Origin of the sequence: Mucilaginibacter sp. KACC 22773 (genome assembly GCF_028736215.1) — a bacterium.
Lineage (GTDB): Bacteria > Bacteroidota > Bacteroidia > Sphingobacteriales > Sphingobacteriaceae > Mucilaginibacter.
Map to the genome: position 1 here is coordinate 541,075 of NZ_CP117883.1, position 25,365 is coordinate 566,439.

Genomic DNA, 25,365 nt, shown 5'->3' on the forward strand with positions numbered 1-25,365 from the left:
GTTGAAGATGTAATTAGGCCAGTCCCTAAAAGGTGGCATGGCATGATCTTTAAAACTGCAATCGAACGCTGAGCAGTTGAGCTGGCGAGTGTAAAGAGCGAAAGAAAAACTAATTTCTGAGTATAGGGAAAATATTCTGTACGCTACAACTAACTATAATTAGCTTATCAGAATTCAGGAGGTCTGGGCTTTTTCTTCGGTATACCATCAATATATTTACCTGTTTATATACAGATACCCGGGTTTTAGGAAACTGGGCATACCACACGTGCAGCTTTTTAGTTTAAAATGCCAAAGCCATGGCAATCTTATAAAAAAATTGAGGTTATATTAGCTGCGATTATATGAAAACATTTGTTATCTCATTGCTGCTGATATTTTGCCTGCAAAGTGTTTTTTCGCAAACGCAAATTCTTCCAAAATTTTTGCGTAAAATGTATTTAAACAAGGATAGCACAAAAAAAAGCAGCTTCGTAATTTTACCTGCGCTGAGTTCGGCCCCCGAAACCGGCCTCGAAGTGGGCGGTGCAGGCCTATATTCTTTTTACAGCGACTCATTAAAAAGCAACACCCGGGTATCAAGTGTTTTTGGATATGGCACCGTAACCACCAAAGGCCAAAGCCGATTAAGTTTAAATATTAGCTATTGGACGCCCGATAATGGCTACCATTATACTGCTGGCATTAGTTTCATGAACTTTCCTTTCAACTTTTATGGTATTGGTAATAATACCCGCAGCGCCGACGCGGTGCGTATTGGTCAAAAACGGACTAAGGGATACTTAAGTGTAGAAAAAAAACTGTCTGACAGGCTTTATGCGGGTATTGTAGCGGGGGGTATTCAATACAGAATCCCTCCCGAACCAAAGAATACTATTTTTTACACCGACCGGAGGGTAGAAAACCATGGCGGGGGCAGTAATATATATCTTGGCCCAAGCATCACATATGACAGCCGCAATAACAACACCTATACTACAAAAGGTATGATAATTACCAGCTCTTTTGAAATAATTAAGGGATTTGGCAATAAAGGTTATAATGGAGGCTTTTTAAATATAGAGTATTCACAGTTTTTCGCTTTGGCAAAAAAGCTGGTTTTAGGTGTAGATATACAGGAACAGAGCCTTACCGGTCGTAGTTCGCCATTTTACTGGTTGCCGGCGTTAGGGAATGACGAACTCATGCGCGGCTATTACAATGGCCGTTACCGCGACCGGAATTTGCTTGCCGGCCAAACCGAACTACGCTATCGGCTAAGTCCGCGTATTGGCCTCGTAGGTTTTGCAGGCACAGGCGAGGTATTCAACAAAAGCTTTAGCTGGGCGCAACTAAAACCTAATTATGGCGGTGGTGTACGATACTTTTTCGACATTGAAAAGGGCCTCAGCATTCGCGCTGACTATGGGGTGGGCCAGAAAAATCCTGGCGAAAAAAGGCAAAGTGGCTTCTACGCCGCATTGGGACAGGCGTTCTAATTACTTAGCTGCGGGTTTTGTTTTGCTTAATTGTCGTTTGGCACGCCGGGAAACTCTCGTCGGCCGCCTTTATATGCGGCATTTCTGCTTCGGCCTGGCGGCTGTAATATTGCCTGGAAAGTAGAACAACGCATATGCATCTGTCTGTCTTCCATATGCCAAAGTTAAAATACCAATAGGTGGCCGTGTTTATAACAAAAAACCCGGCGTTAACCGGGTTTCTGTATATTTATTTCTTTGTCCAAACGTTGTTGTCAGGGTTGTAATCCGGTAAAACTTTGTCCGGGTCGTAGGTAACAGATTCAATTTCTTCTGTTGATGGATATTTAAACGTCCAGGTAGCATTGCGTTCCCAAACTTCAACAGGTAGTTTCAGCCTATCCACTTTGCCGCTTTTGGTTTTTATTTCCAGGGTAACCGGCATGGCCAACTTACCAAGATTATCAATGGTGACCATAGCGCCTTTAGTAGCATCGTTATCAACATATTTAACATCGCTTACAGCAACATCCAAACGCCAGTTGTTTAGGAACCAGCCTCTCCAGAACCATTGCAGGCTTTCGCCGGATGCATTTTCCATAGTGCGGAAAAAGTCATCAGGTGTTGGGTGTTTAAATGCCCAGCGCTTGATATAGGTTTTGAAAGCGAAATCAAAACGCTCGGGGCCTAAAATTTGCTCGCGAAGTAAAGTAAGACCAACGCCTGGCTTAAAGTATAAAAGAATACCGGTGTTTTTTTCTTTAAGGTTTGCCGGCTGACTTAATACCGGCTCTAAATCAGATCTTGTAAGCGTTAACGCCGTTTTATGCATATCACCGGCCTTGCGGTTGTATTCTCCGTTATTAAAATCGGCGGTTGATAAGGTGTTGATAAACGTATTAAAACCTTCGTCCATCCAGCCATATAAACGCTCGTTTGATCCTACAATCATCGGGAACCAGGTGTGGCCAAATTCGTGGTCATTTACGCCCCAGAGGCCGCCTTTTTTTGCCGTGTACCCACAAAAAACAATGCCAGGATATTCCATGCCGCCCACAATACCGGCAACGGCAGTAGCAGCAGGGTAAGGGAATTCAAACCATTTTGCCGAGTTGTATTCGACAGATTTTTTCACATACTCAGTTGAGCGCGACCAGGCATCCTGTCCGTCACTTTCAACCGGGTAGGCCGAAATTGCGATAGATTTTTTACCGCTTGGCAAGTCCATTTTAGCTGCATCGATAATAAACGCAGCAGACGAAGCCCATGAAGCGTCGCGCGCATTCTTTATTTTAAAGCGCCAGGTAAGTGTAGCCTTACCAGCCGGGCGGGATTTAGGATCGGTAACTTCGGCAGCCGAACGGATAATTACCGTTTTTTCGCTTGTGGCAGCCTGTGCCCAGCGTTTTTGCTGCTCGGGCGTATACACTTCAGTTGGGTTTAATAATTCACCAGAAGCCACTACAATGTGATTTGCCGGGGCGGTAATGCTCAGGTCGAAATCACCATACTCCAGGTAAAATTCACCCGGGCCGGTATAAGGCTGGGTATTCCATCCCATTACATCGTCATATACGCACATGCGTGGGTACCACTGGGCCACGGTATATATTTTCCCGTTTTTTGATTTTTTATCGTCCAGGTATCCCATACGGTCTGATCCGTAATTGGGCGATACAAACGAATATTCTATTTTCAGCTTTACGTTACCGCCATTAGCAGTTACCTGCTTTGGCAAAAATACCTGCATGCGGGTATCGCTAATCAGGAATTTAACATCGGTAGTGCCGCCTTTTGCGTCAACAGCTTTTACCGATTTTATTTTGTAGCCCGCATCAAATGCTTCGCCACGGCCCCAGTTACGGCTGCCGGTTGGCGGTACAATTGCCGTACCGCGGGAATCTAACTTAAATAAATTCTGATCCAGCTGCATCCATAAAAAGCTCAGGTTTTGCGGGCTGTTATTGGTATAGGTTAAAACTTCCGAACCGGTAATCAGGTTGCTTTTATCGTCAAGGGTTGCGGCCAGGCTGTAGTCGGCGCGGTTTTGCCAGTATTTTGCGCCCGGTTGTCCGTCGGCTGCACGAAACTCGGTACCATTTTTAGTATAAAACGGCGGGCCAAAAGCTTCATGATAACTGTAATCAGATGCCGGTACGGCGGCTGGAGGAGGGGTTGGTGCCTGTTGCGCGTTAACGGCAGCAATAGCCATCATAAAGGCCGTACTTAAACCGGCCATTAGTTTTAAATTCATTTCAGTCAATTTTGAGAATACAAAGCAAGTATACACAAAAAAGCTTTTTTAAACAGCCCGTAAAATGATTGTTACGCTTTTATTAATTAGTGAATTATTGAATTAGTGAATTATTGATTTGCCCGGCAATAGGCTATCAGTCAGGTAGGTTTAATTGCCTTAGTAAACCGTGGAATGAGAATTTTGCCTGATTTTTCGAATATTACCGATGATGCACCTTTCATACACCTTTTGTTACCATTGACAATACCTTTAAAGCACCTTTCGTGCACCATTGCCGCACTATTTGCACCCGGTAATACAAAAACTTACAGCCTTAATTCCTTTTTCTTCTATTTCTTCAAAAAATGATCGGCATATACCTTTTCATCAAAGCCGAAAAACAAGAAACCGCCATCTTCAATAACGGGGCGTTTAATCATGCTCGTTTTTTGCTGTAGTAGTTGCAGGGCATCGGTATTGGTTTTTATGCTTTCTTTAACCGCCGGGTCAAGCTGTTTCCAGGTTAAGCCTTGCTTGTTCATGAATTTTTCGTATCCTGCTTTTGTGTCCCACTCCTGTAGCTTTTCGGTACTGACCCCCAGTTTTTTGAAATCCTGGAAATCGTAATCTACTTTGTTTGCTTTAAGCCAGTCGAGGGCTTTTTTTACTGTATTGCAATTGGTAATTCCGTAAACTTTCATATCGCGAAGCTATTGATTTCCGCCACCACTTTTACTACCGCCACCCTTGGTATCATCATTATTGATACCACGCTGGTTCTTTTTAATATCGCCGTTAAGCTTGCCAAATTTATAATTAAGCCTGATGGCAAAATTACGGTAAGGGTTGGTACCGCTGTAAGTATTATAAAAATCATTTGAGCGGGTGTAGCCATGATAGGTACGGTATTTACTGTAGGGATTATTAGCAACCAGCGACACGGTAAAAGTCTTCTTGAAAAATTCCTTCGAGGCTACGTAGGAGTTAAATATAAAGTTGCTGGATTTTCCTTGCAGCGTTACATCGCCGCTAAAGAAACCTGCGTCAAGCGCCAGCCGGTAGCCGCCATCAAATTTATAGGCAAGGTTTCCGAAAGCGCGGCCGGTATAGCCGTCGTTGGTATAAAAGCTGCCGTTATAGGTGCCCTTGAGCCAAATGTGCGAAATTTCGCCATTGATACTAACTGTAAACTTTTTGGTAATATTAAAATTGGTATTCAGGTTCAAGCCAAGAGTACGATTGCTGCCTAAATTTTGATAGGTGGTATAAGTAACGGTATCAATCAGGGTACTCACATTTTGGATAGAGTTATTGGAGAACGCGTAGCTTAGCCCGGCGTTGATTGATCCTTTTGAAAAATTACTGTAAGTAAGCTCAAATGTATTGTTAAGTTCGGGCCGCAACTGCGGGTTACCGGTAGTTACAAACTTAGGGTTTGAATTATCAATAAAAGGGTTTAACTGGTATATGCCCGGGCGCTGGATGCGTTGGGTAAATCCGAAATTGAAACTGCTTGTTTTAAAGCTGCGTTGTATGGATATTGACGGGATGAGGTTGTTGTATCCCCTGTCCAACGGCGTACCGGTAAAATCGGCGTTTACCTGGGTATGCTCCAGGCGTAAACCGCCCTTGGCGGTCCATTTGGTAAATTTTACCTGGTACGAGTTGTATGCGCTGTACACATCCTGGTGGTAATCAAATGTATTAGTTTGATTGGCATCGACAACATAATCCCCGGTACCGGCATCCTGGTTCTCGCGCCTGTAATCGCTAAAATTATTACGCAGTATAACTTTACCGCCGGCTTCCAGGTTCACCTTTTTAAAGGGGTAAACATAATCTAACTGAAAGGTATGCTCTTTGTTACCAGCGTTATTATACTGCCTGAAATTTGGATTATTGATGACATCAAAATTTACCCTTTCGCTAAAACTATTACTATTGTATTGATTACTTGGCGAGTAGCTGTATTTATAGGAAGCGGTAAGCAACTCGTCCTTTTTATTTTTGAAGCCTAACTGGTAATTAACAGATATGTCTGTCCCCTTATCATGGTTTATCCCGTCATTTAAGCTGCGGTAAGCCTGGGCAACACTACCATCGCTTTTTATTTGTGTAGACGTCTGATCGCCTGCCTGATTAAAATTCCCTCTAAAGAGTTCAAACGAACCGGTAAGCAGGTTCAAACTATCCAACTCGTAACTTAATTCGGCATTGGCATATTTGTATTTACCTTCAAACGAGCCATCGCCGTTTTGATTCAATACCGATTGTGTAAGATTTTGTGTTTGAGAACTTTGAGTACTATTGCTAACCCGGTTTTGATTACCAAAACCCGCATAGCCCGACAAACCGAACTTGCCCTGTTTTACTGTAGCATTTAAGTTATATCCTGGGCCCCAAATGCTGTTAAAGCGCGAATTGATACTGCCATTATAGCCTTGGTCGGCATTTTTTTTGGTGATGATATTGATGATGCCCGATAAACCCTCCGCGTCGTATTTTGCCGGTGGTGTGGTAATCACTTCTATCCTTTCAATATTGGTAGCTGGCATCGCTTTTAACACATCCGACGGATTTTTAGCCATCAGCGCTGATGCTTTTCCGTTTACCAATATCTTGTAATTGCCGCTCCCTTTTAGCTTGATCTTGTCGTCCCCATCAACCGATAGCAAAGGTACCTTACGCATCATATCCAGTGCAGATATCGCTTTACTTTCCGGGTCGGCCTGCACATCATAAGTGAGCCGGTCAACCTCCTGTTTCATTACGGGCCTTACGGCCGTAATACTCACTTCGCCCAGTTGCTTGCTGGCTGCCGACATATATATTTTGCCTGCATCAACCGTTGTACCGGCAGGTTTTATCGGAAACGTTTTAGTAGCAAAGCCAATAAATGCCACCGCCATCTGGTAGGTTTTACCTTCGGGTGCTTTAAGTTCAAAGCTGCCATCGTCTTTTGTAAGGGTACTTTTTACCGATGCTTTTGTACCAGCATCCTGTAAAACAACGGTAACATAGCCCAAAGGCTTATTTGCCGCCGAATCAATAACAGTACCTTTAACGGTAATATTGGAAGGGACGGGGCTTTGGGCTATCGCAAGTATAGAGAAACAACAGCAAATTACAGTTAGTACAAATTTATACATAAGGAATTTAGGTGATATGACGCAGCAAGATACCCATGTGTTGCAACACATGGAAAGTATTTAACATTATTTAACTAATTAGTTAGTTGTGAGGCGGTAATTTTTTTATTTGTTAAACCTGGTCATGGTTAGTTCGGTGCCGATGGTACAAAAACTCTTAACCATTTCTATCGAGCGATCAATCAGCGCAGGCAGTTCGGGTTTCTCATCTTCATCAAACCCACTCAAAACGTAATCAACCTGCCTGCCTTTAGGGAAGTTATCGCCTACTCCAAAACGAAGGCGCGCGTAATTGTTATGGCCAAGGGTGGCCTCGATATGTTTTAAGCCGTTATGCCCTGCAGCGCTGCCTTTAGGTTTTAAGCGCAGGGTGCCCAGGGGCAAGGCAATATCATCAACAATAACCAGCACATTGTCCAGCGGGATCTTTAAATCTTTCATCCAATGGTTAAGCGCTTTACCACTCAGGTTCATAAAGGTAGTAGGTTTAATGAGGCAAAGGGTACGGCCTTTGAAGGATACCTCGGTATAATAGGCCAGCCGCATATTATAAAACTTGGCACCTTCCTGTTTAGCCATTTCATCAAGCACCATAAAACCGATGTTATGCCTGGTGTCTGCATATTCGGGGCCTATATTTCCAAGTCCTACTATTAAGTATTTCATTTGAGGGAGCAAAGATAAAAGATTTTTGGATTAAGGATTTTGCCTGGGCGAAGTAAAGCCGGGAAATCGTTTTTTTAATATTTCAGATAAAAACAAAGTTGCCTCTATCAAAAGGAACCGTTCTTTCCAGGCAAAGGTATGAGGCTGCAAAAAGGGGAATTTGTTTTACGCAAAGACGCAGGAATGCTAAAAAGCCACGAGTCGTTTTGTTTAACAATCTGGCCGAAAATCGTTTACAGCGCAGCTTTCCTATCGGCTATAACCTGGTGCGCCTGCTTAGGCAGATTTACATTGCCGCTATGGCTTTCAAAATTGATTTTATGATAGGTAATTAACCAGGTATCGTCATGCTTTGCCAGCTTGGTGTGGTAAGTTGCAGTAACGGTCCAAACCTGGTCGTCAAGAAAATGATCGGTTACGGTACTGTAAAAAACATCGGCTGCCTTACCATTAAGCTGAACCCTGAATGCCGAAAGCTGGTGGTTGGTTTTATCAAAACCGGGCAAAAACGAAGCCCAGTTATCTACTACCTGTGCAGGAGAAAGTTCAATTGGGCCCAAACCGCTCATTGACGAATAATCGATCATAACCACAGGGGCCAATGTACTTTCTATCAACGCCCAGTCCCGGTCGTCTGCACCTTTAAATAAATTAGTAACTGTATTGATTATTTTATTGCCTTCCATGGTATTTAGATGTAAAGCTATCGAATTTGTTTCAAATCAATAGATAAATCAATAATTAGCATTACAACAAATTACATAAGAGGCAATTACCAGCTGATACTATCTCGCATACTGCTTCACCAGCTTATCAACTATCTGCGCGGTTTCATCCGGGAAATCAACAATGATCTTTTTATCGTCGTTAATCCATTTAGTTAAATGGCCCCCAAAGGTATCATTGATTTCGGCAACTACGGGAACGCCCAGCTTTGAGGCTGATAGGGCGTTGCACTGCTGCTCGTATTGGCCTTTCATGGGTATCATCATTACCTTCTTTTCCAGGAACAGCGCCTCGGCGGGGCCTTCAAACCCACCACCGGTTAGCAGGCCTTCGCAACTGGCCAGGCTTTTGTTAAAGGCTTCGTTATTTACCGGGAAAATCTCTACGTTGCCGGCTTGCATGTGCGTTTTTTGCCGCTTTGAAAACACCTGCCATTTTACGTCTTTTACAGCGCCTAAATGTTTTAATAATGTTTTATCATCATAAGCGGGCAGGTAAACACTGTAATGGCCCAGGTTGCTGGTTTGCATCTGGCGTATTTCGCTGCGGATTACGGGCGTATTTATAAAAGTATCGTAACGCTCAAAATGGAAGCCTACATGATAGGTGGTGGGCGAATAATTTTTTAACAGCCATTGCGCAAAAGGATCTTTTTTTTTTGGCCGGGGGGTATTGGGCGATACAAATGAACATTGATGGCTTAACGATACCGAGGGCACACGCTGAAACTTACAGGCCCAGGCGCTTACTGGTTCAAAATCATTAATTACCAAATCGTATTGTTTTAGGGGTAGGTGGCGCAAGTCGTGCCAAAACTGGCGCAGGTTCATAATTTTCCAGGTTGCCCAGTTGTCAACCCCGCCATTGGTGCCAAAAACAAAACTAACCCCGTGAAACCTGTACTTCAGAGGCTGTGATAATGATACCTCGGCCTCGGTACCGCTCACCAGCAGGTCAACCTCGCCATACTGCTGTAATAAAGGCACAATTTCGCGGGCCCGGCTTATATGTCCATTGCCGGTTCCCTGTATGGCAAACAATATTTTCATGTAAATAGAATTAGGGGCAATTTAGTAAAATGAAATGTTTTAGGGATATTTAAATGGCTAAAGATTGTTGTGGCATTAAGACGCTGTCAAAAAGTTTGATTTGAATACTTCAACTGAACAAGCACCAGGATTTTAAATTCGCCGGTGCATGTAACTTAAATCCGCAACGCGCATCTTACAGGGCATAAAAAACATACCCATGTCCTTAGTCATAAAAAATCTCACCAAACAATATAACCAGCATAAAAGCGGCCTTACCGATTACTCCATCACTATTGAAAAAGGCGTATTGGGCCTGCTTGGCCCCAATGGCGCGGGCAAATCAACGCTGATGAAAATTATTGCCACTATTAGCAAACCTACAAAGGGTACTTTATTTTTAGATGGCGAGGATATTGTTGCCAACCCGGATAAAATCCGCAAAATATTGGGCTACCTGCCGCAGGACTTTGGGGTTTATCCCAACCTTAACGCCTACGAGTTTTTAGAATATATAGCAGCGATGAAAGGCGTAGGTGGCAATGGCTTGCGCAAGCGGATAGATTTGCTGTTAGAAGGGGTTAATTTAACCGCGGATGCCAAACGCCCAATAGGTACCTACTCGGGAGGAATGAAACAACGGATTGGCATAGCGCAGGCCCTGCTTAATGACCCTAAAGTACTGATATTTGACGAACCCACCGTTGGCCTCGACCCTGAGGAGCGGGTAAGGTTTCGGCAGTTGATATCTGACCTGGCCACCGATTGTATCATCATCCTGTCATCGCACATCGTTTCGGACATTGAGACTATTGCCGATGAAGTTGCTGTCATGAAAAATGGCATACTGCTTAATAAGGCTGCCCAGCCGGATATTATAAAACTGGTTGATGGTAAAGTATTTGAAGTGCTGGTGAGTAATGATGAAATTGCCGGCATCCGCGCCAAACACCAGGTTATTGATACAAGCCGGCAAAAGGATAAAACCAGGGTTCGTTTTATTACCAGGACCGGGCAACCCGAAACCGGTGCAATAGCTGTAAATGCCAGTTTAGAAGATGCTTATTTGTTTTTAACACAAAATAACAACTAAGCGCCGTGAGATACATTTACAGCATTATTAAAGCCGACTACCTGCAGCGCACGCGCAGCTACGCTTTCCTGATTACCCTTGCTATTACTTTTTACGCGGCATATTCATTTGTGCCGCCGCCTTCGGCTTCATATACCACCTTAAACGTTGTTGGCTTTAAAGGTGTTTATAACTCGGCCTGGGTGGGTTATGTTTCGGGGATGATGACCGCTATTATGCTGTCGCTTTATGGTTTCTTTTTGGTAAACGGCGGCATTAAAAAAGATATTGATACCGAGGTAGGCTTAATAATAGCTACCACGCCCATTACCAATTTTGGTTACCTGCTTAGCAAAATGCTCAGTAATTTACTGGTGCTGCTCACCATTGCCGGCTGCACTTTTGTGGTTAGTATTATTATGTTTTTTGTGCGCACCAGTGGCTCGCCCTTTATTATCAGCAATTTCATTATTCCTTATTTGCTGTTTGTAGTGCCTGCCATGGTTTTTATATCGTCGCTGGCGATAGTAGCCGAAGTTTTTTTGGGCCGAAAAAGCATCCTGCAATATATTGCGTTTTTTTTCTTTTTCGGCGCGTTGATGGCCAATGTAAATGGACAAAAAAACGAAACACTTGCTGTTATTATTGATCCGTATGGTGTACGCACCATGACAACCAGCATCAAAAACCAGGTAAATACTCAATATCATCAGCATATTGATGGGGTTAACCTCGGTTTCACTTTCAACAGTAAACGAGGCTTCCGGATATTTGAGTGGAACGGTATAACTATAACCGGCCTGTTTTTAGCAAGCCGGTTATTATGGCTTATGCTATCAGTGGGTTTGGTTTACCTCTCGTCGTTCTTTTTTCACCGGTTTGATTTTAAGCAAGCTGTAAGTAAAAAGAAAAAAGTGGTTGCTAACGAGCAGAAGCCGGCAACGCCTGCGTTTGCAGCCACCGGCATTAACCGTGCGCTTATGCCGCCGTTGGTTACCGACTATAGCATATTACCGTTCGTTAAAACCGAATTACTGTTACTGGTGCGCAAAGGATCTAAATGGATGTGGCTAATTATAGCTGGAGCATCGTTAAGTATGCTGTTTGCGCCGGTGGCTATTTCGCACCTGTATATATTACCTGTACTCTGGTTTTTGCAGGTAACACGCCTATCGGAACTGGCTACTAAGGAAGAAACCTATCGCCTGCATTATTTTACTTATGCATCCTACAAACCGTTACAGCGTATGTTGCCTGCACAAATACTGGCTGGGGTGATATTAGGTATCGTTTTAGCATTTCCGTTGATATTGCGTTATGTAATTGCCGGCAACGGCTACGCCATCTTCAATATCATCAGCGGGGCTGTTTGCATTGTTTTATTAGCTGTTTGCATAGGAATTATAAGTAAGGGTAAAAAACTGTTCGAGATTATTTTCTTTTTGCTCACTTACGCGCTTACCCAGGCTATACCCGTTGTTGACTACCTGGGTGCCATACCACACGATAGCCACATCATTTATATCGCTGTTATTTTAGGGCTGAACGTATTTTTGGCAGTGGTTAGTTTTTGGGTGAGGGGGTATCAATCGAGGCATTTGTAGGAGGCTGATTGTTTTCGCCAGACAAGAAAATACCCGCAGCAAGTTGAAAAAATTCAGACTTACGAGGTTTTAAAACTTCGTAAGTCTTTCTCCGGCAGGTAGTTTTTTTGGAATCATGACTTGCGTAACCAACTCATTAATGCGCCTTATAACTTGCAATATCATTATACATGCTCCTGAACGAACTGCGGATACCAAAACTCAGCATAGCAGTTTTGTCATGAAACTGATCATTTTTTTCAGTGCGGTAAAGGCCGCCAAGTTCGATACGCAGGTTATATTTGGGGTTCAGTAAATAAGCTATTTTCCCCTCCAGGAAAACCATGTTGGTGGTTAGGCCCTGGCCGGTATAGTTACCATATTGCCTTGATGGGTCGACGTATAACTGAAAAAGATCCTTACCGTAATTCATGCCGTTTATATCTAATCCATAATGCCCGTAATCAAGCTCTCCGCTAAAGTCAAACCGTTTGTACGAGTAATTCAGCAAGCCCACAACCTCGCGCAGGTTCGCTCCCCAGGGATGTGCCAACGGCTCGCCATTATCGGCATAGTTTTGTACCGAGCTGCGTTCCGAATAGGTATATGGCTTAACGTTATTGGTTTCAATTAAATAGTTAAGGCCTTTAACGGCAAAAAGGTTTGCTCCCCTGAAACCAATTTGCCAGGCATATTTGTTACGGGAGCTGCCGTTACTGGAGAAAAAGTTTTTACTTTCAAATTCATCCAATGCAAACTGGCCATAAGCCGTTATACCGTCGGTAATTTTATACCTGCCGGTAAAACCCAATAAGGCATTATCCGGCGATCCGTTGGATGCCTCAACAGGCCTCAGGAATATCAGCGGATTGATATAGGTAAAATCAAACCCGCGCTGGTGGCCTTCATCGTCCTTGGCACCCCATATAACCGAATCAAAAAATCCTAAAGCCAGGCGGTCGCTTACGTTCCAGTCTAAATAGTGGAATACGGCAAATTTCTTACGATCGTTGTTGTCAACCCGTGCCGATAAAGGATCGTCCATATAAGTCCACATGGCCATGTACCTTACATCGCCCAGTGTGGCCGTTACTTTAAAAAACGGATAGGGCGATGCGTAATCAGATAAAAGTACCGACCGGTAACCATCACCAATAAATGTTTTATCGCGCCCGGCGCTTACATTTAAATATTTATTTGGAGTGTAAGATACCAATGCTGTAATGTACGACCACCGATACTCGCTGCCGTAAAGGCTGCCATATGCCTGGCCGCGTACTATGCCCACCTGGTTAGTGTAAGTAGCAAGATATTCTGGCAGCTGCGCCCGGTTTTCGTAACCGGTTATGTTATACGATAACTGGCTCCCCACGGTACCGCCAATCTGCAAGCCCAATGAGCCAAAACTTGTATTTTTTTTACCCGAAAAGTCGCGGCTCAGATTAAAATCGGGCAGCAGATCGGCATAAAATGTGGCCTTATTACTTTTAACGTCTATTTGATGCTCACTAAAAAAGCGGCCTTTAAAACCACCTGCGCTGTTCATCAGCGAATCATAGTGATGTTTCAGCAATGAATCGTCCAAAAACGGTTTTAAAGAACTATGCACCCGGGTTTTGGTAGAGTACACATCTTCGTTAAGTTTTTGGTAAAACTGGTACGAATAAGGTTGATAATCAGACTGGGCTTTTACAATTCCGCCTGTTAAAACAAATAATATGATAGCGGTAAATATTTTCTTCATATGTAGAATTGATCAATCAATTTTTTGTTATTCAAAATAATTTAGGGTTGCGAAGCCACCCTTTTTTAAATACTCGTCTTTTTTTACCAAATGCAAGTCAGAATGCATCATATCGGTAACCAGGGCCTTTAAATCATATTTAGGTTTCCAGCCTAATTTTTCGAATGCCTTTGTGGCATCGCCAACTAACAGGTCAACCTCTGTAGGCCTAAAATACCTGGGATCAACCTTAACAACCGTTTGCCCAAATCTCAAAAAATCGAGGTTTAAACCAAGTTCAAAAGCCCGCTGTTCATCAATATCAATAATCACGCCGCGTTCGTGCTCGTCCCGGCCGCTAAATTCAACTTCGACGCCTAACTCGTTAAAAGCCATTTTTATAAAATCGCGTACGGTGGTAGTTACACCGGTAGCTATTACAAAATCTTCGGGTTTCTCCTGTTGCAGCATTAGCCACATGGCCTCAATATAATCCTTGGCATGCCCCCAATCGCGTTGTGCCGACAGATTGCCTACATACAGGCAATCCTGCAAGCCTAATGCAATTTTTGAAGCTGCCCGCGTAATTTTGCGGGTAACAAATGTTTCGCCCCGTATAGGGCTTTCATGGTTAAATAAAATACCATTGCAGGCATACATGCCATAAGCTTCGCGATAGTTCACTATTATCCAGTAGGCATACATTTTTGCCACCGCATACGGCGATCTTGGATAAAAAGGTGTGGTTTCGCTTTGCGGCACGGCCTGCACCAGCCCATAAAGCTCGGATGTGGATGCCTGGTATATTTTGGTTTTTTTGGTAAGATCAAGCAGCCTTACCGCTTCTAAAATGCGAAGTGTACCTATACCATCAGCATTGGCGGTATATTCGGGGGTATCAAAGCTTACCTTAACATGGCTTTGGGCGGCCAGGTTATAAATTTCATCGGGTTGTACCTCCTGAACCAGCCTGATCAGGTTGGTAGAATCGGTAAGGTCGCCGTAATGAAGTTTAAACTTTACATCAGCCTCATGCGGATCGGTGTATAAATGATCAATCCTGTCCGTATTCAATAACGACGATCTTCTTTTTACGCCATGTACTTCGTAACCTTTCTTGAGTAAAAACTCAGCTAAGTATGCGCCATCCTGACCAGTAATGCCCGTTATTAAAGCTTTTTTCATCAATATTAAAGTGCTAATACTTCTATAAATACAATATTATCCAATTTAATTGTAAAAACAGCCATTGGGCCATACATAAGTTCTTTTGAGTAAATTGACATATGGTTATTTTACGGCGTCAGGAGTTATCCCTGTACTTCATATTGGCTAACTTATTTGGCTTTAGGTACAGGTAATCGTTTTTGAAATCAAGGATCATATTAAAACGTTTTAACAAATCATTGCCCAAATAGTTTATCTCAAAACCAAGCGGATTTTTAGAGCCTAATATCAGGGTAGGGATATTTGTAAGGTTAAAGCCGTTCAATTTAAAGGCCGGCGATAATACAGTCTTTGTTTGATATTCTGCTCCCCGCGGATCGTGGAGTACAACGGTGCGGATGAGTTTTAAATTGGCGGCAAATTTTTCTCGCGCGGCCCAGGTACTATCTAAAATAATGGCTTGTTCAGATCCTATATCCATACTGAAATTACCCGCATGTTTTCTGCCGTTTATTACAAAGGTGCCTTTAATGTACGGAAACGAACGTGCGAACATCATTTTTGATTTAATATAACCTTTTAAATAGCGAGGTAAATCAGAATGGATAATCAGCAGGTTATGATCATAATCCACCTCTGCCTGTTTGCCTTCAAATACGTTCCAGCCAATACGGCCATCCATTTCATGTGCCGTTATGTTGGTGGTAAGCACCTCGGGGTTGTTTACCACCAGGCTACCCATTTGCAGCTTAAAAACCTTGTTAAGCTTGTTGTAATTGGGCCTGGTTTTACCGGCTATAGCATCGGGCTGGTTTGATAATAATTTTGTTTTGTGCAAAATGGCATCCCTGGTTAAATGGAAATCAAATGAGCTGATATCAAAGTGCAGGTTCAATGTATCGGTATTATTAATAACGGCAACTATCTTAATGGCATTAAAGCCGGTTAGGGTAAAAGGAATGGTATCGTGGGTAACTGCCGTATTCTTTATTTTATCACCGGGCGGGATGGCACTGGCAATTTGAGTGTAGCAGGAATCCGTACCATTTAGCAGGATGATAAAATTGAACCTTGTACCCGGTTTTACTTTTACCCTGATGGAATCAATATCGGTATAAAATGTAACCCATTTTGTTTTTCGGGTTCTGTCGGCAGTAAAAATATCGGGCCTGGCTGTTGGCGAAAGCGACCATGCATTTTTATCAAAATAGCCACCATCATTAATAGATACACTTTTAGATGTAGCTTTTATAACAGGCAATTTTGATTGTGCCAGGATTTGCTGGGTTATTAAAAAACATAGGAAAAGGCAAATGTATTTCATGCTTAGGTTGGATGATTTGATTAAAACGCGACAAGCCAAATATAAGCATACCTGCGTATAACTGAAAAATGAGATAGCCCGGGTTTGTTATGGTACATCATTTAAAAGCACTACCTTTAACATCATGAGCACCGTAAAAGAACGCCGCTACATTAACGCCGCCCTTGATAACTACCGCGAAATACTGGATACCATTCCTGATGAGCAGTTTACCGAAACGCCGCCCGGCGGGGGATGGTCATATGCCGAAGTTTACAGCCATATATTACAAGCTACTTTAGGTTCTTCAATCGCCTTGGAGCGGTGTACACACGGCAGCTGCCCGCCTACTAAAGATGGTGTGACCTGGGCAGGCAGGCTGTTGCTATTACTGGGCGTGTTTCCGCCAGTAAAAGTTAAAATTCCGGATACTGTTGCAGATAAAATGGTTGCCGGTAAAATCAGTAAGGAAGATGCCAAAAATCTGATTATCAAATGCCGCAAGCGGGTAGATGCTACCGCGCCGCTTATTGATGCATCATCTGCTGCAAGCCGATATAAACATCCGCGGCTGGGTATGCTTAACGCCAGGCAGTGGTTTAGGTTTATCCGGATACACCTGGAGCATCATTTAAAACAGTTGGAACGCATCAAAAATAAATTATCGCAGGCTTGAAACCTTTTACATTTAACAGAGTCTTAACAGTGTGATAATGTTAGGTTTCGGATATTTGTAAAAATCATTGTGATGAATTTTGAATACACTTATTTGGTTGTTATAGCTTTGCTGCTGTTGGTAGGCATCTTCTATATCAGCCCTTATGAATTAACTGTTAATGAGGACGAAGACGACGAATAATCGTTTGTTTAGTATTTATTTAAAATTCAATAACCGGCAAAACCTGCCGCCTGTGCAATTAACCCCCTAATTTTAATGGCAAAACGTGAAGTAGATATTGTAGTAATATCCGATGTGCATCTTGGTACTTATGGATGTCATTCAAAAGAATTGCTTAAATATTTAAAAAGCATTAAGCCTAAGATACTTATCCTTAACGGCGATATTATTGATATCTGGCAGTTCAGTAAATCATACTGGCCTGAGGCGCATATGAAAGTGATTAGGCGCATATTAAAATTTGTTACCGAGGGCATTCCGGTATATTACCTAACCGGCAACCACGATGAGATGCTGCGCAAGTTTGCCGATTTTGACCTGGGTTCCTTCAAACTGCTCAATAAAGTAGTGTTAAATATTGATGGCAAAAAGGCCTGGATTTTTCATGGAGATGTTTTTGATCTTACCATGCAGCACTCCAAATGGCTGGCCAAACTGGGGGCGGTAGGCTACGATACCCTTATACTCATCAACAGCATGACTAACTGGTTTTTGACCGCTTTGGGTCGCCAAAAAATGAGTTTTTCACAAAAAGTTAAAGCCAGGTTTAAGGAAGCTGTAAAATTCATTAACCAGTTTGAACAAACTGCTGCAGACCTGGCTGTTGATAAAAATTACCAATACGTAATTTGCGGCCATATCCATCACGCCGAGATCAGGGAGATTGAAAATACCGACAAAACAGGTTCTGTATTATACCTTAACTCGGGCGATTGGGTTGAAAGCCTTTCGTCACTTGAATACCAAAATGGTAACTGGACTATCTTTAAATATAACCCCGAAGAATTTAACACCGATGCCGACGAAGACGACAAAACCGACGCCGAGGACCTTGACGCTAAAATGGATGTTAAAAACCTTTTAAACAGGTTCAGGCAGGAAATGGAGTAACGGAATAGCAAAACTTTTTAATGTTATTAAGCTACCCTATGAGTAGATCCGTTAATTTAAACTGACCGTCGAACTAACCGGGAGGGGATTGTACTCATGCGGCGGGAGAAATTGTGCACTACCTGCATTTTGAGGCCTGTTTGATACTAATTGTTCAGGATTTTTCGGGGTACTCATAAGATGGTTTCCTATTGCGGTAATACTCTTTATCCCTCAATCTCAATTTCCTTTTTTATTGATATTGTAATACGGGTGTTAATTTCCTTTGTTATTCCCTATTAAAATGATAAACAATGTTTAACAGCAATAAAATTTCATTTAAAAATCATAATCCGTCAAAATTCCTACTTTTGCACCTGAATTTTTATTGATACACTATGAGCATCACACGAGGACCAATTTCGCAGTTTATTGAACGCAACTACCTGCATTTTAACTCCGCAGCATTAATGGATGCCGCTAAGGGGTATGAAACCCACCTTGATGAAGGCGGTAAAATGATGGTTACCCTTGCCGGCGCAATGAGCACCGCCGAACTGGGAATTTCATTGGCCGAGATGATCCGCCAGGATAAAATTGCCATTATCTCCTGTACCGGGGCTAATCTTGAAGAAGACATCATGAACCTTGTAGCGCACTCGCACTACAAAAGGGTGCCCAACTACCGTGATTTAAGCCCGCAGGAAGAATGGGATCTGCTGGAAAACCACTACAACCGCGTTACCGATACCTGTATTCCCGAAGAGGAAGCTTTCCGCAGGCTGCAAAAACACATCCATAAAATATGGAAGGATGCTGATAACAGCGGCGAACGTTATTTTCCGCATGAGTACATGTATAAAATATTGCTAAGCGGCGAACTGGAGCAGTATTATGAGATAGATCCTAAAAACTCATGGATGCTGGCCGCTGCCGAAAAAAACCTGCCTATTGTGGTACCAGGATGGGAAGATAGCACTATGGGCAACATTTTTGCATCATACATTATTAAAGGCGAGCTTAAAGCTTCAACCATGAAAAGCGGTATCGAATATATGGCCTGGCTTGCCGATTGGTATACCAAAAACTCATCGGGCAAGGGCATAGGCTTTTTCCAGATAGGTGGGGGTATTGCAGGCGATTTTCCGATATGTGTGGTGCCTATGCTTTACCAGGATATGGAGATGCATGATGTGCCTTTCTGGAGTTACTTTTGCCAGATATCTGATTCAACAACATCATACGGTTCTTACTCGGGTGCTGTTCCGAATGAGAAGATAACCTGGGGCAAGCTGGACATTCATACACCTAAGTTTATTGTTGAGAGCGATGCCACCATTGTAGCCCCGCTTATATTTGCCTGGATATTAAAACAATAAAAAGTTTATAATCGATATTGATGGTAAAACCGTTAATAAATTTTCAAAATGGCATTAATATGCTTTAAAGAGTATTTAAATGACATTTTTGTGTTTATTTAGAACGATTATAAATTATAGGTTACTGTCATTTATGTGTCAGCGATACTGTAATAAATTTTACTTTTGTGGCTGTAAAAAGCAGATGGGTTACACATCTTTACAGCAGAATAAAACATTAATATAAAAATTATTTAGCATAAATACACTTTATGAGAAGTTTCTCATTGATTTTTAAACAATTCTCAAGGTCGGTTTTACTGATTGTTGGGTTTGCTTTCTGGGGTTTTTCTGCTGCTTACGCGCAAACAGACGCTGCTAAGGGCGAGACCATTTTTAAAGCCAATTGTACGGCCTGTCACAAGATAGCAGAGCGAATGACCGGCCCTGCACTTGGTCCGCAGCTTGCCTCTGAAACCGATGATAAGTACCTTATCAGTTGGATTCAGAATAACCAGGCCTTAATTGCTGCCGGTAACCCTAAGGCTCTTAAAATTGTTAAGGAGTTTGATGGTAAGGCAATGACCACTTTTACCAATCTTTCAGATGCCGACGTAAGTAATGTAATTACTTACATCCGTGCCGATTGGAAAAGAATTCAGGACGAAAAAGCAAAAGGTCCGGTAGGCGGTCCAGTTGAGGCAAAAGGCCCGAGCGAACTGGTTGTTTGGGGTTTAGTCGGCATTGTTATTATTGCTTTCATTTTAATACTTGTTTTGAACAAGGCTGCTGGTTCATTAGAGCGCGTGTTAGCCAGCAACCCAAACATTGTAGTTGAAGATGAAGCGGTTGTTGCCGAAGCTGATAAAAACGTACTGCTTAAAAAGATCCTTAAAAACAAAAAACTGGTATTCTTTATACTGGTTTGCGGTACCATTGCCATGGGCAGCTGGGGTTGGGTTACCTTGTGGAACACCAACGTGCATACAGGTTACCAGCCGGTACAGCCTATCAAATACTCGCATGAGCTGCATGCCGGTCAAATGAAAATTGATTGCCAGTATTGCCACGGCGGTGCTTACAAATCAAAAAATGCTTCTATTCCATCATTAAACGTATGTATGAACTGTCACAAGGTTGTTAAAACCGAATCGGCAGAGATTCACAAGATTTATGATGCTTTGGGTTACGATCCTAAAACTGATAAATACGATAGCACAGCAGCCAAGCCAATCCAATGGATACGTGTTCATAACCTGCCCGATCTGGCTTACTTTAACCACTCGCAACACGTAAAGGTTGCCGGTATTAAATGCCAGGCTTGCCACGGTCCTGTTGAAACCATGAAAGAGGTATACCAATACTCGCCGCTTACCATGAAATGGTGTATCCAGTGCCACAAACGCACCGAGGTTAACGCCAAAGGCAACGCTTATTACGACAGCATACTTGCAGCACATGATAAGATTAAAAAAGGCGAAAAAGTTACTGCCGCTGTTTTAGGTGGTATCGAGTGCGGTAAGTGCCACTATTAATAAATAAGAATTTAGCATTACAGTTTATATAGCTTAAATGGACAGCAATAAAAAATACTGGAAAGGTTTAGAAGAACTAAACAAAACCCCAGAATTTGTTGAGAAAAATAAAAACGAGTTTGCAGAGCCTATCCCTATTGAGGATGTGCTGAGCGGATCTGGTTTATCGGCTAAAACCCCACGCCGCGACTTTTTAAAGGCGCTTGGCTTTGGTGTTGGTGCTGTTACGCTGGCTGCTTGTCAAAAAGTGCCTGTACACAAATCAATCCCTTACCTTATAAAACCTGAGGAAGTTACACCTGGTGTAGCTAACTACTACTCTTCAAGTTATGAAGGCCAGGCTATTTTGGTAAAAACCCGTGAAGGCCGCCCTATTAAAGTAGAAGGTAACCCTAACGATATTTTTGCAAAAGGTGGTTTAAGCGCGCAGGGCCAGGCTTCGGTGCTTGATCTGTACGATGCTAACCGCACCCAGGATCCTAAAATTAATGGCGCTGATGCAGCATGGCCCGAAGTTGATGCGTATGTATTGCGTGAGCTTGCGGCTGTTGCAGCATCAGGTAAAGGCATCCGCATAGTTACATCAACTGTACACAGCCCATCTACCTTAGGTGTTATTGCCGATTTTGTTGCAAAATACCCAACTACAAAACACATCAATTATGATGCGGTATCATACACCGGTATTATCCAGGCTAATCAAAACAGCTTTGGTAAAGCGGTATTGCCACATTACAATTTTGATAAAGCAGAAGTGATTGTAAGCTTCGGCGCCGATTTCCTTGGTTCATGGATCTCGCCTGAGGAGTTTACCCGCCAGTACGTATCAAACCGTAACAGCAAATCGCTTGAGGCAAAGAAAATGTCTCGTCATATTCAGTTTGAAGCTGGAATGAGCTTAACCGGTACCAATGCCGATAACCGTTTCCCTATTAAACCATCTGAAGAAGGTATCGCTTTATTAAGCTTATATAATGCCATTGCCGGTACAAGCCTGGCAGGTGCAAAAAAATTAAGCAATAAGGCAGCCGATACCGCTATCACTTTAGTTGCTAAAGAATTGTTAGCTGCAAAAGGCAAAGCGCTGGTAGTTGCAGGTTCAAATGATGTTGCTACACAAACTTTAGTAAATGCCATCAACTCCTTATTAGGCAGCTACGGCAACACTATTGATTTGGATAACCCATCAAAACAATACGCCGGTAACGATCAGGATTTTGTTGGTTTTGTAACCGAATTAGCCGCCGGCTCAATTGGCGCGGTTTTATTCCTGAATGCCAACCCTGCATACGATTACTTTAAAGCAAAAGAATTTACAGAAGCGCTTAAAAAAGCACGTTTAACTATATCATTCTCTGATCATGGCGACGAAACCGCTTTACTATCAAAAGTAGTAGCACCAAACCACCATTATTTAGAGTCATGGGGTGATGCAAACGCTGTTGAAGGTTATTATACCGTAATACAGCCAACCATCAACCCGGTTTACAATACCCGCCAGGCCGAGCATAGCTTATTGGTTTGGGCCGAAAACCCGGTTAAAGATTACTACACTTATGTACGTAACACCTGGGATAAAGGCTTATTAGCTAAAGGCGGCTTATCTGGTCAAAAAGGATGGGAAAGCTTATTGCAGGCAGGTTTAATAAAAGCTGCCCCTGCAACTGCCGGAGCCTACACTTTCAGCCACGATTTAAATGCAGTAGCACAAACTATTGTTGATCATAGCAACAGCCTGGTATCGGGCGATAAATTTGAATTACAGGTTTATCAATCGGTAGCAATGGGCGATGGTAAACGCGCCAATAACCCATGGTTACAGGAGTTGCCAGATCCGGTATCTAAAGTTACCTGGGATAACTTCGCGGCCATGTCGATGACTGATATTCAGAAATTGGGTTTCGAAGAAGGTGATGTAATTAAAGTGGAAGCTAACGGCTACTCGGTTGAAGTTCCGGTATTGGCACAACCAGGCCAGGCACAGGGCACTATATCAATTGCTGTTGGTTACGGCCGCGTTAGCGCAGGCCTTGTAGGTAACAACGTTGGTAAAAACGCTTTCCCTTTCTACAGCTATCGTAACGGTACTTTCCAAACTACTGCGGTTATTACCGATTTCAAAAAAACAGGTATTATATCGCCGCTTGCGCAAACACAAACTCACCACTCATACGAGGGCAGGAGCGTTATCCGCGAGGCTTCATTTACAGCATACAAAAAGAACCCTGCTGCCGGTAGCGGTAACGAGGGCGAACATAAAGATTACAACAAAACATCGCTTTGGGATGATCATGACCGCCCTGTTTATAACTGGGTTATGGCTATCGACCTTAATGCTTGTACCGGTTGCGGCGCTTGCGTTGTAGCTTGTAGCGCCGAAAATAACATCCCGGTTGTAGGTAAAGACGAGGTAAAACGTCGTCGTGAAATGCACTGGATCCGTATTGACCGTTATTACAGCTTTAACGATCATGGCGACAGCGAAGAAGCGATAACCAAAGAAAAAGATATTGCCAAACTTACCAATTTTGATAATGTATCGGTTGTTCACCAGCCAATGCTTTGCCAGCACTGCGATCACGCACCTTGCGAAACAGTTTGCCCGGTATTAGCAACCGTTCACTCATCAGAAGGTTTAAACCAAATGGCTTACAACCGTTGTATAGGTACACGTTATTGCGCAAATAACTGCCCTTATAAAGTACGCCGCTTTAACTGGTTTAACTACTGGAACGACTCGCGTTTTGATAACTACCTGAACAACGAGCACACACAATTAGTATTAAACCCTGATGTTACTACACGTTTCCGTGGGGTAATGGAAAAATGCTCGATGTGCGTTCAACGTATCCAGGCTGGTAAGTTAAAAGCCAAAATCGAAAAACGTCCGCTTAAAGATGGCGAGATAAAGGTTGCCTGTCAGCAAACCTGTTCTGCAAACGCTATCGTTTTCGGTAACGCAAATGACCCTAACTCTGAAGTTTCAAAAGCATTAAAGAGCGAAAGAACTTACTACGTGCTTGAAGAGTTAAACGTACAACCAGGTATTGGTTACCAGGTTAAGGTTAGAAATTTATCAGAATTAGAGGCTTAAATTTTTTATATACAGATAACAAAATATATGTCATCTCATAGTGAATCAATAATAAGGGAACCGTTAATTACGGGTGAAAACATCACCTACGGTCAGATTACTGACGATGTGTTGCGCCCCGTAGAAAATATGCCGGGTAAGGCCTGGTGGATCGGTTTTAGCGTGGCATCATTGGGCGCCCTCCTTTGGGTGGTTGCCATTAGCTACACATTCTGGTTTGGAATCGGTGCCTGGGGCTTAAACAAAACAGTTGGATGGGCCTGGGATATTACCGGCTTCGTATGGTGGGTAGGTATTGGTCACGCCGGTACACTTATCTCGGCAGTGTTGCTGTTGTTCCGTCAAAACTGGCGTAACTCTATCAACCGCTCGGCCGAGGCGATGACCATCTTCGCGGTAATTTGCGCCGCCACCTATATCGGCGCGCACATGGGCCGCCCATGGATGGCTGTTTATTCATTGCCATTGCCAAATCAATACGGCTCATTATGGGTAAACTGGAACTCTCCGCTTATCTGGGACGTATTCGCGATATCAACTTACTTCTCGGTTTCATTGGTATTCTGGTATACAGGTTTATTGCCTGACATTGCTACCATCCGTGACCGTGCAACAGGTTTACGTCGTCGTATATATTCTGTAATGTCATTTGGCTGGACAGGTTCAGTTAAAACCTGGCAACGTTTCGAGACCGTGTCATTAATCCTGGCCGGTATCTCAACACCACTGGTACTATCGGTACACACCATTGTATCAATGGACTTTGCAACATCACTGGAACCAGGATGGCACACTACCATCTTCCCTCCATACTTCGTTGCGGGTGCTATCTTCTCGGGTTTCGCCATGGTACAAACGCTGTTATTAGTAGCGCGTAAAGTATTAGGGTTAGAAAACTACATCACCATGTTCCACATCGAATCGATGAATAAAATCATCCTTTTAACCGGTTCAATAGTGGGTGTAGCTTACTTAACCGAGCTTTTCATCGCATTTTACTCTCAGGCCGAGTACGAGCAATACGCTTTCATGAACCGTATCTCGGGTCCGTACTGGTGGGCATACTGGAGCATGATGACTTGTAACGTTATTACGCCGCAGTTGTTCTGGTTCAAAAAAATCCGTACCAATATACCTTTGTCCTGGACACTGTCAATAGTAGTAAACATCGGTATGTGGTTTGAGCGTTTCGTAATTATCGTAACCTCGCTTCACCGTGACTATATCCCTTCAAGCTGGGCTATGTTTTATCCAACCTGGGTTGATGTGAGCATCTTTATTGGCTCTATCGGTTTATTCTTTACCATGTTCCTTTTGTTTGTAAGGGTGCTGCCTTCAGTGGCTATGGCCGAGGTAAAACTGATCCTGAAAAGCTCAAGTGAGCAAGCTAAGAGAAAATTACTTAAAAACGGCCATGTTGAACCTGCCGAGGCTGAGTTCTACATCAATTCATTAGGTAAGTTTGATAGTGTTGAACAGTCTTCATACGAAAAAGTATAA

Annotated in this window: 18 protein-coding genes; 9 read left to right on the forward strand and 9 right to left on the reverse strand. The window is 42.9% G+C overall.

What is annotated here, in order from left to right; translation table 11 throughout:
• The first annotated feature begins 344 nt into the window (after window positions 1-344).
• Complete coding sequence (locus PQ469_RS02310) at window positions 345-1,478, forward strand: BamA/TamA family outer membrane protein (protein WP_274211543.1); 1,134 nt, start codon at window positions 345-347, stop codon at window positions 1,476-1,478.
• A gap of 229 nt (window positions 1,479-1,707) precedes the next feature.
• Here PQ469_RS02310 and PQ469_RS02315 read toward each other — a convergent pair whose 3' ends face one another.
• From PQ469_RS02315 to PQ469_RS02340, 6 genes are all read right to left on the reverse strand, one after another.
• On the reverse strand, window positions 1,708-3,711 hold the full coding sequence (locus tag PQ469_RS02315) for a M1 family metallopeptidase (RefSeq protein ID WP_274211544.1): 2,004 nt from the start codon (window positions 3,709-3,711) through the stop codon (window positions 1,708-1,710).
• A 332-nt stretch (window positions 3,712-4,043) separates the two neighbouring features.
• Window positions 4,044-4,394: a Spx/MgsR family RNA polymerase-binding regulatory protein gene (locus PQ469_RS02320; protein ID WP_090642325.1), complete on the reverse strand. Its 351-nt coding sequence runs from the start codon at window positions 4,392-4,394 to the stop codon at window positions 4,044-4,046.
• Between the two features lie 9 nt (window positions 4,395-4,403).
• On the reverse strand, window positions 4,404-6,842 hold the full coding sequence (locus PQ469_RS02325) for a TonB-dependent receptor (RefSeq protein WP_274211545.1): 2,439 nt from the start codon (window positions 6,840-6,842) through the stop codon (window positions 4,404-4,406).
• A 105-nt stretch (window positions 6,843-6,947) separates the two neighbouring features.
• Window positions 6,948-7,508: an aminoacyl-tRNA hydrolase gene (gene pth / locus PQ469_RS02330; protein WP_274211546.1), complete on the reverse strand. Its 561-nt coding sequence runs from the start codon at window positions 7,506-7,508 to the stop codon at window positions 6,948-6,950.
• Window positions 7,509-7,741: 233 nt separating this feature from the next.
• Window positions 7,742-8,194, reverse strand: a complete 453-nt coding sequence (locus tag PQ469_RS02335) for a nuclear transport factor 2 family protein (protein ID WP_274211547.1) — start codon at window positions 8,192-8,194, stop codon at window positions 7,742-7,744.
• A 99-nt stretch (window positions 8,195-8,293) separates the two neighbouring features.
• Window positions 8,294-9,283 (reverse strand): glycosyltransferase family protein, encoded by a 990-nt coding sequence (locus PQ469_RS02340; protein ID WP_274211548.1) that lies wholly within the window; start codon window positions 9,281-9,283, stop codon window positions 8,294-8,296.
• Between the two features lie 199 nt (window positions 9,284-9,482).
• Between PQ469_RS02340 and PQ469_RS02345 the strand changes: the two genes are divergently transcribed.
• On the forward strand, window positions 9,483-10,355 hold the full coding sequence (locus PQ469_RS02345; protein ID WP_274211549.1) for an ABC transporter ATP-binding protein: 873 nt from the start codon (window positions 9,483-9,485) through the stop codon (window positions 10,353-10,355).
• A gap of 5 nt (window positions 10,356-10,360) precedes the next feature.
• On the forward strand, window positions 10,361-11,938 hold the full coding sequence (locus PQ469_RS02350) for a hypothetical protein (protein ID WP_274211550.1): 1,578 nt from the start codon (window positions 10,361-10,363) through the stop codon (window positions 11,936-11,938).
• Window positions 11,939-12,074: 136 nt separating this feature from the next.
• On the opposite strand, the gene PQ469_RS02355 is transcribed toward PQ469_RS02350, so the two are convergent.
• The 3 genes from PQ469_RS02355 to PQ469_RS02365 all read right to left on the reverse strand — a co-directional run bounded on the left by PQ469_RS02355 (window position 12,075) and on the right by PQ469_RS02365 (window position 16,131).
• Entirely contained in the window at window positions 12,075-13,661 is a 1,587-nt protein-coding gene (locus PQ469_RS02355) for a gliding motility protein RemB (RefSeq protein ID WP_274211551.1), read from the reverse strand.
• A 27-nt stretch (window positions 13,662-13,688) separates the two neighbouring features.
• Window positions 13,689-14,825, reverse strand: a complete 1,137-nt coding sequence (gmd, locus tag PQ469_RS02360; RefSeq protein ID WP_090642347.1) for a GDP-mannose 4,6-dehydratase — start codon at window positions 14,823-14,825, stop codon at window positions 13,689-13,691.
• A gap of 118 nt (window positions 14,826-14,943) precedes the next feature.
• Complete coding sequence (locus PQ469_RS02365) at window positions 14,944-16,131, reverse strand: hypothetical protein (protein ID WP_274211552.1); 1,188 nt, start codon at window positions 16,129-16,131, stop codon at window positions 14,944-14,946.
• Between the two features lie 124 nt (window positions 16,132-16,255).
• Between PQ469_RS02365 and PQ469_RS02370 the strand changes: the two genes are divergently transcribed.
• The 6 genes from PQ469_RS02370 (at window position 16,256) to nrfD (ending at window position 25,365) form a co-directional block, all read left to right on the forward strand.
• A complete protein-coding gene (locus tag PQ469_RS02370) occupies window positions 16,256-16,786 on the forward strand; it encodes a DinB family protein (protein WP_274211553.1) in 531 nt (176 codons plus the stop codon).
• A gap of 258 nt (window positions 16,787-17,044) precedes the next feature.
• Window positions 17,045-17,899, forward strand: a complete 855-nt coding sequence (locus PQ469_RS02375) for a UDP-2,3-diacylglucosamine diphosphatase (protein ID WP_274211554.1) — start codon at window positions 17,045-17,047, stop codon at window positions 17,897-17,899.
• 377 nt (window positions 17,900-18,276) lie between these two features.
• The gene (locus PQ469_RS02380; protein ID WP_090642359.1) at window positions 18,277-19,257 is read left to right on the forward strand and encodes a deoxyhypusine synthase family protein; all 981 of its coding nucleotides are present in this window, start codon (window positions 18,277-18,279) and stop codon (window positions 19,255-19,257) included.
• A gap of 251 nt (window positions 19,258-19,508) precedes the next feature.
• Entirely contained in the window at window positions 19,509-20,771 is a 1,263-nt protein-coding gene (locus PQ469_RS02385; RefSeq protein WP_274211555.1) for a c-type cytochrome, read from the forward strand.
• 37 nt (window positions 20,772-20,808) lie between these two features.
• Window positions 20,809-23,865, forward strand: a complete 3,057-nt coding sequence (locus PQ469_RS02390; RefSeq protein ID WP_274211556.1) for a TAT-variant-translocated molybdopterin oxidoreductase — start codon at window positions 20,809-20,811, stop codon at window positions 23,863-23,865.
• 27 nt (window positions 23,866-23,892) lie between these two features.
• A complete protein-coding gene (gene nrfD / locus PQ469_RS02395) occupies window positions 23,893-25,365 on the forward strand; it encodes an NrfD/PsrC family molybdoenzyme membrane anchor subunit (protein WP_090642368.1) in 1,473 nt (490 codons plus the stop codon).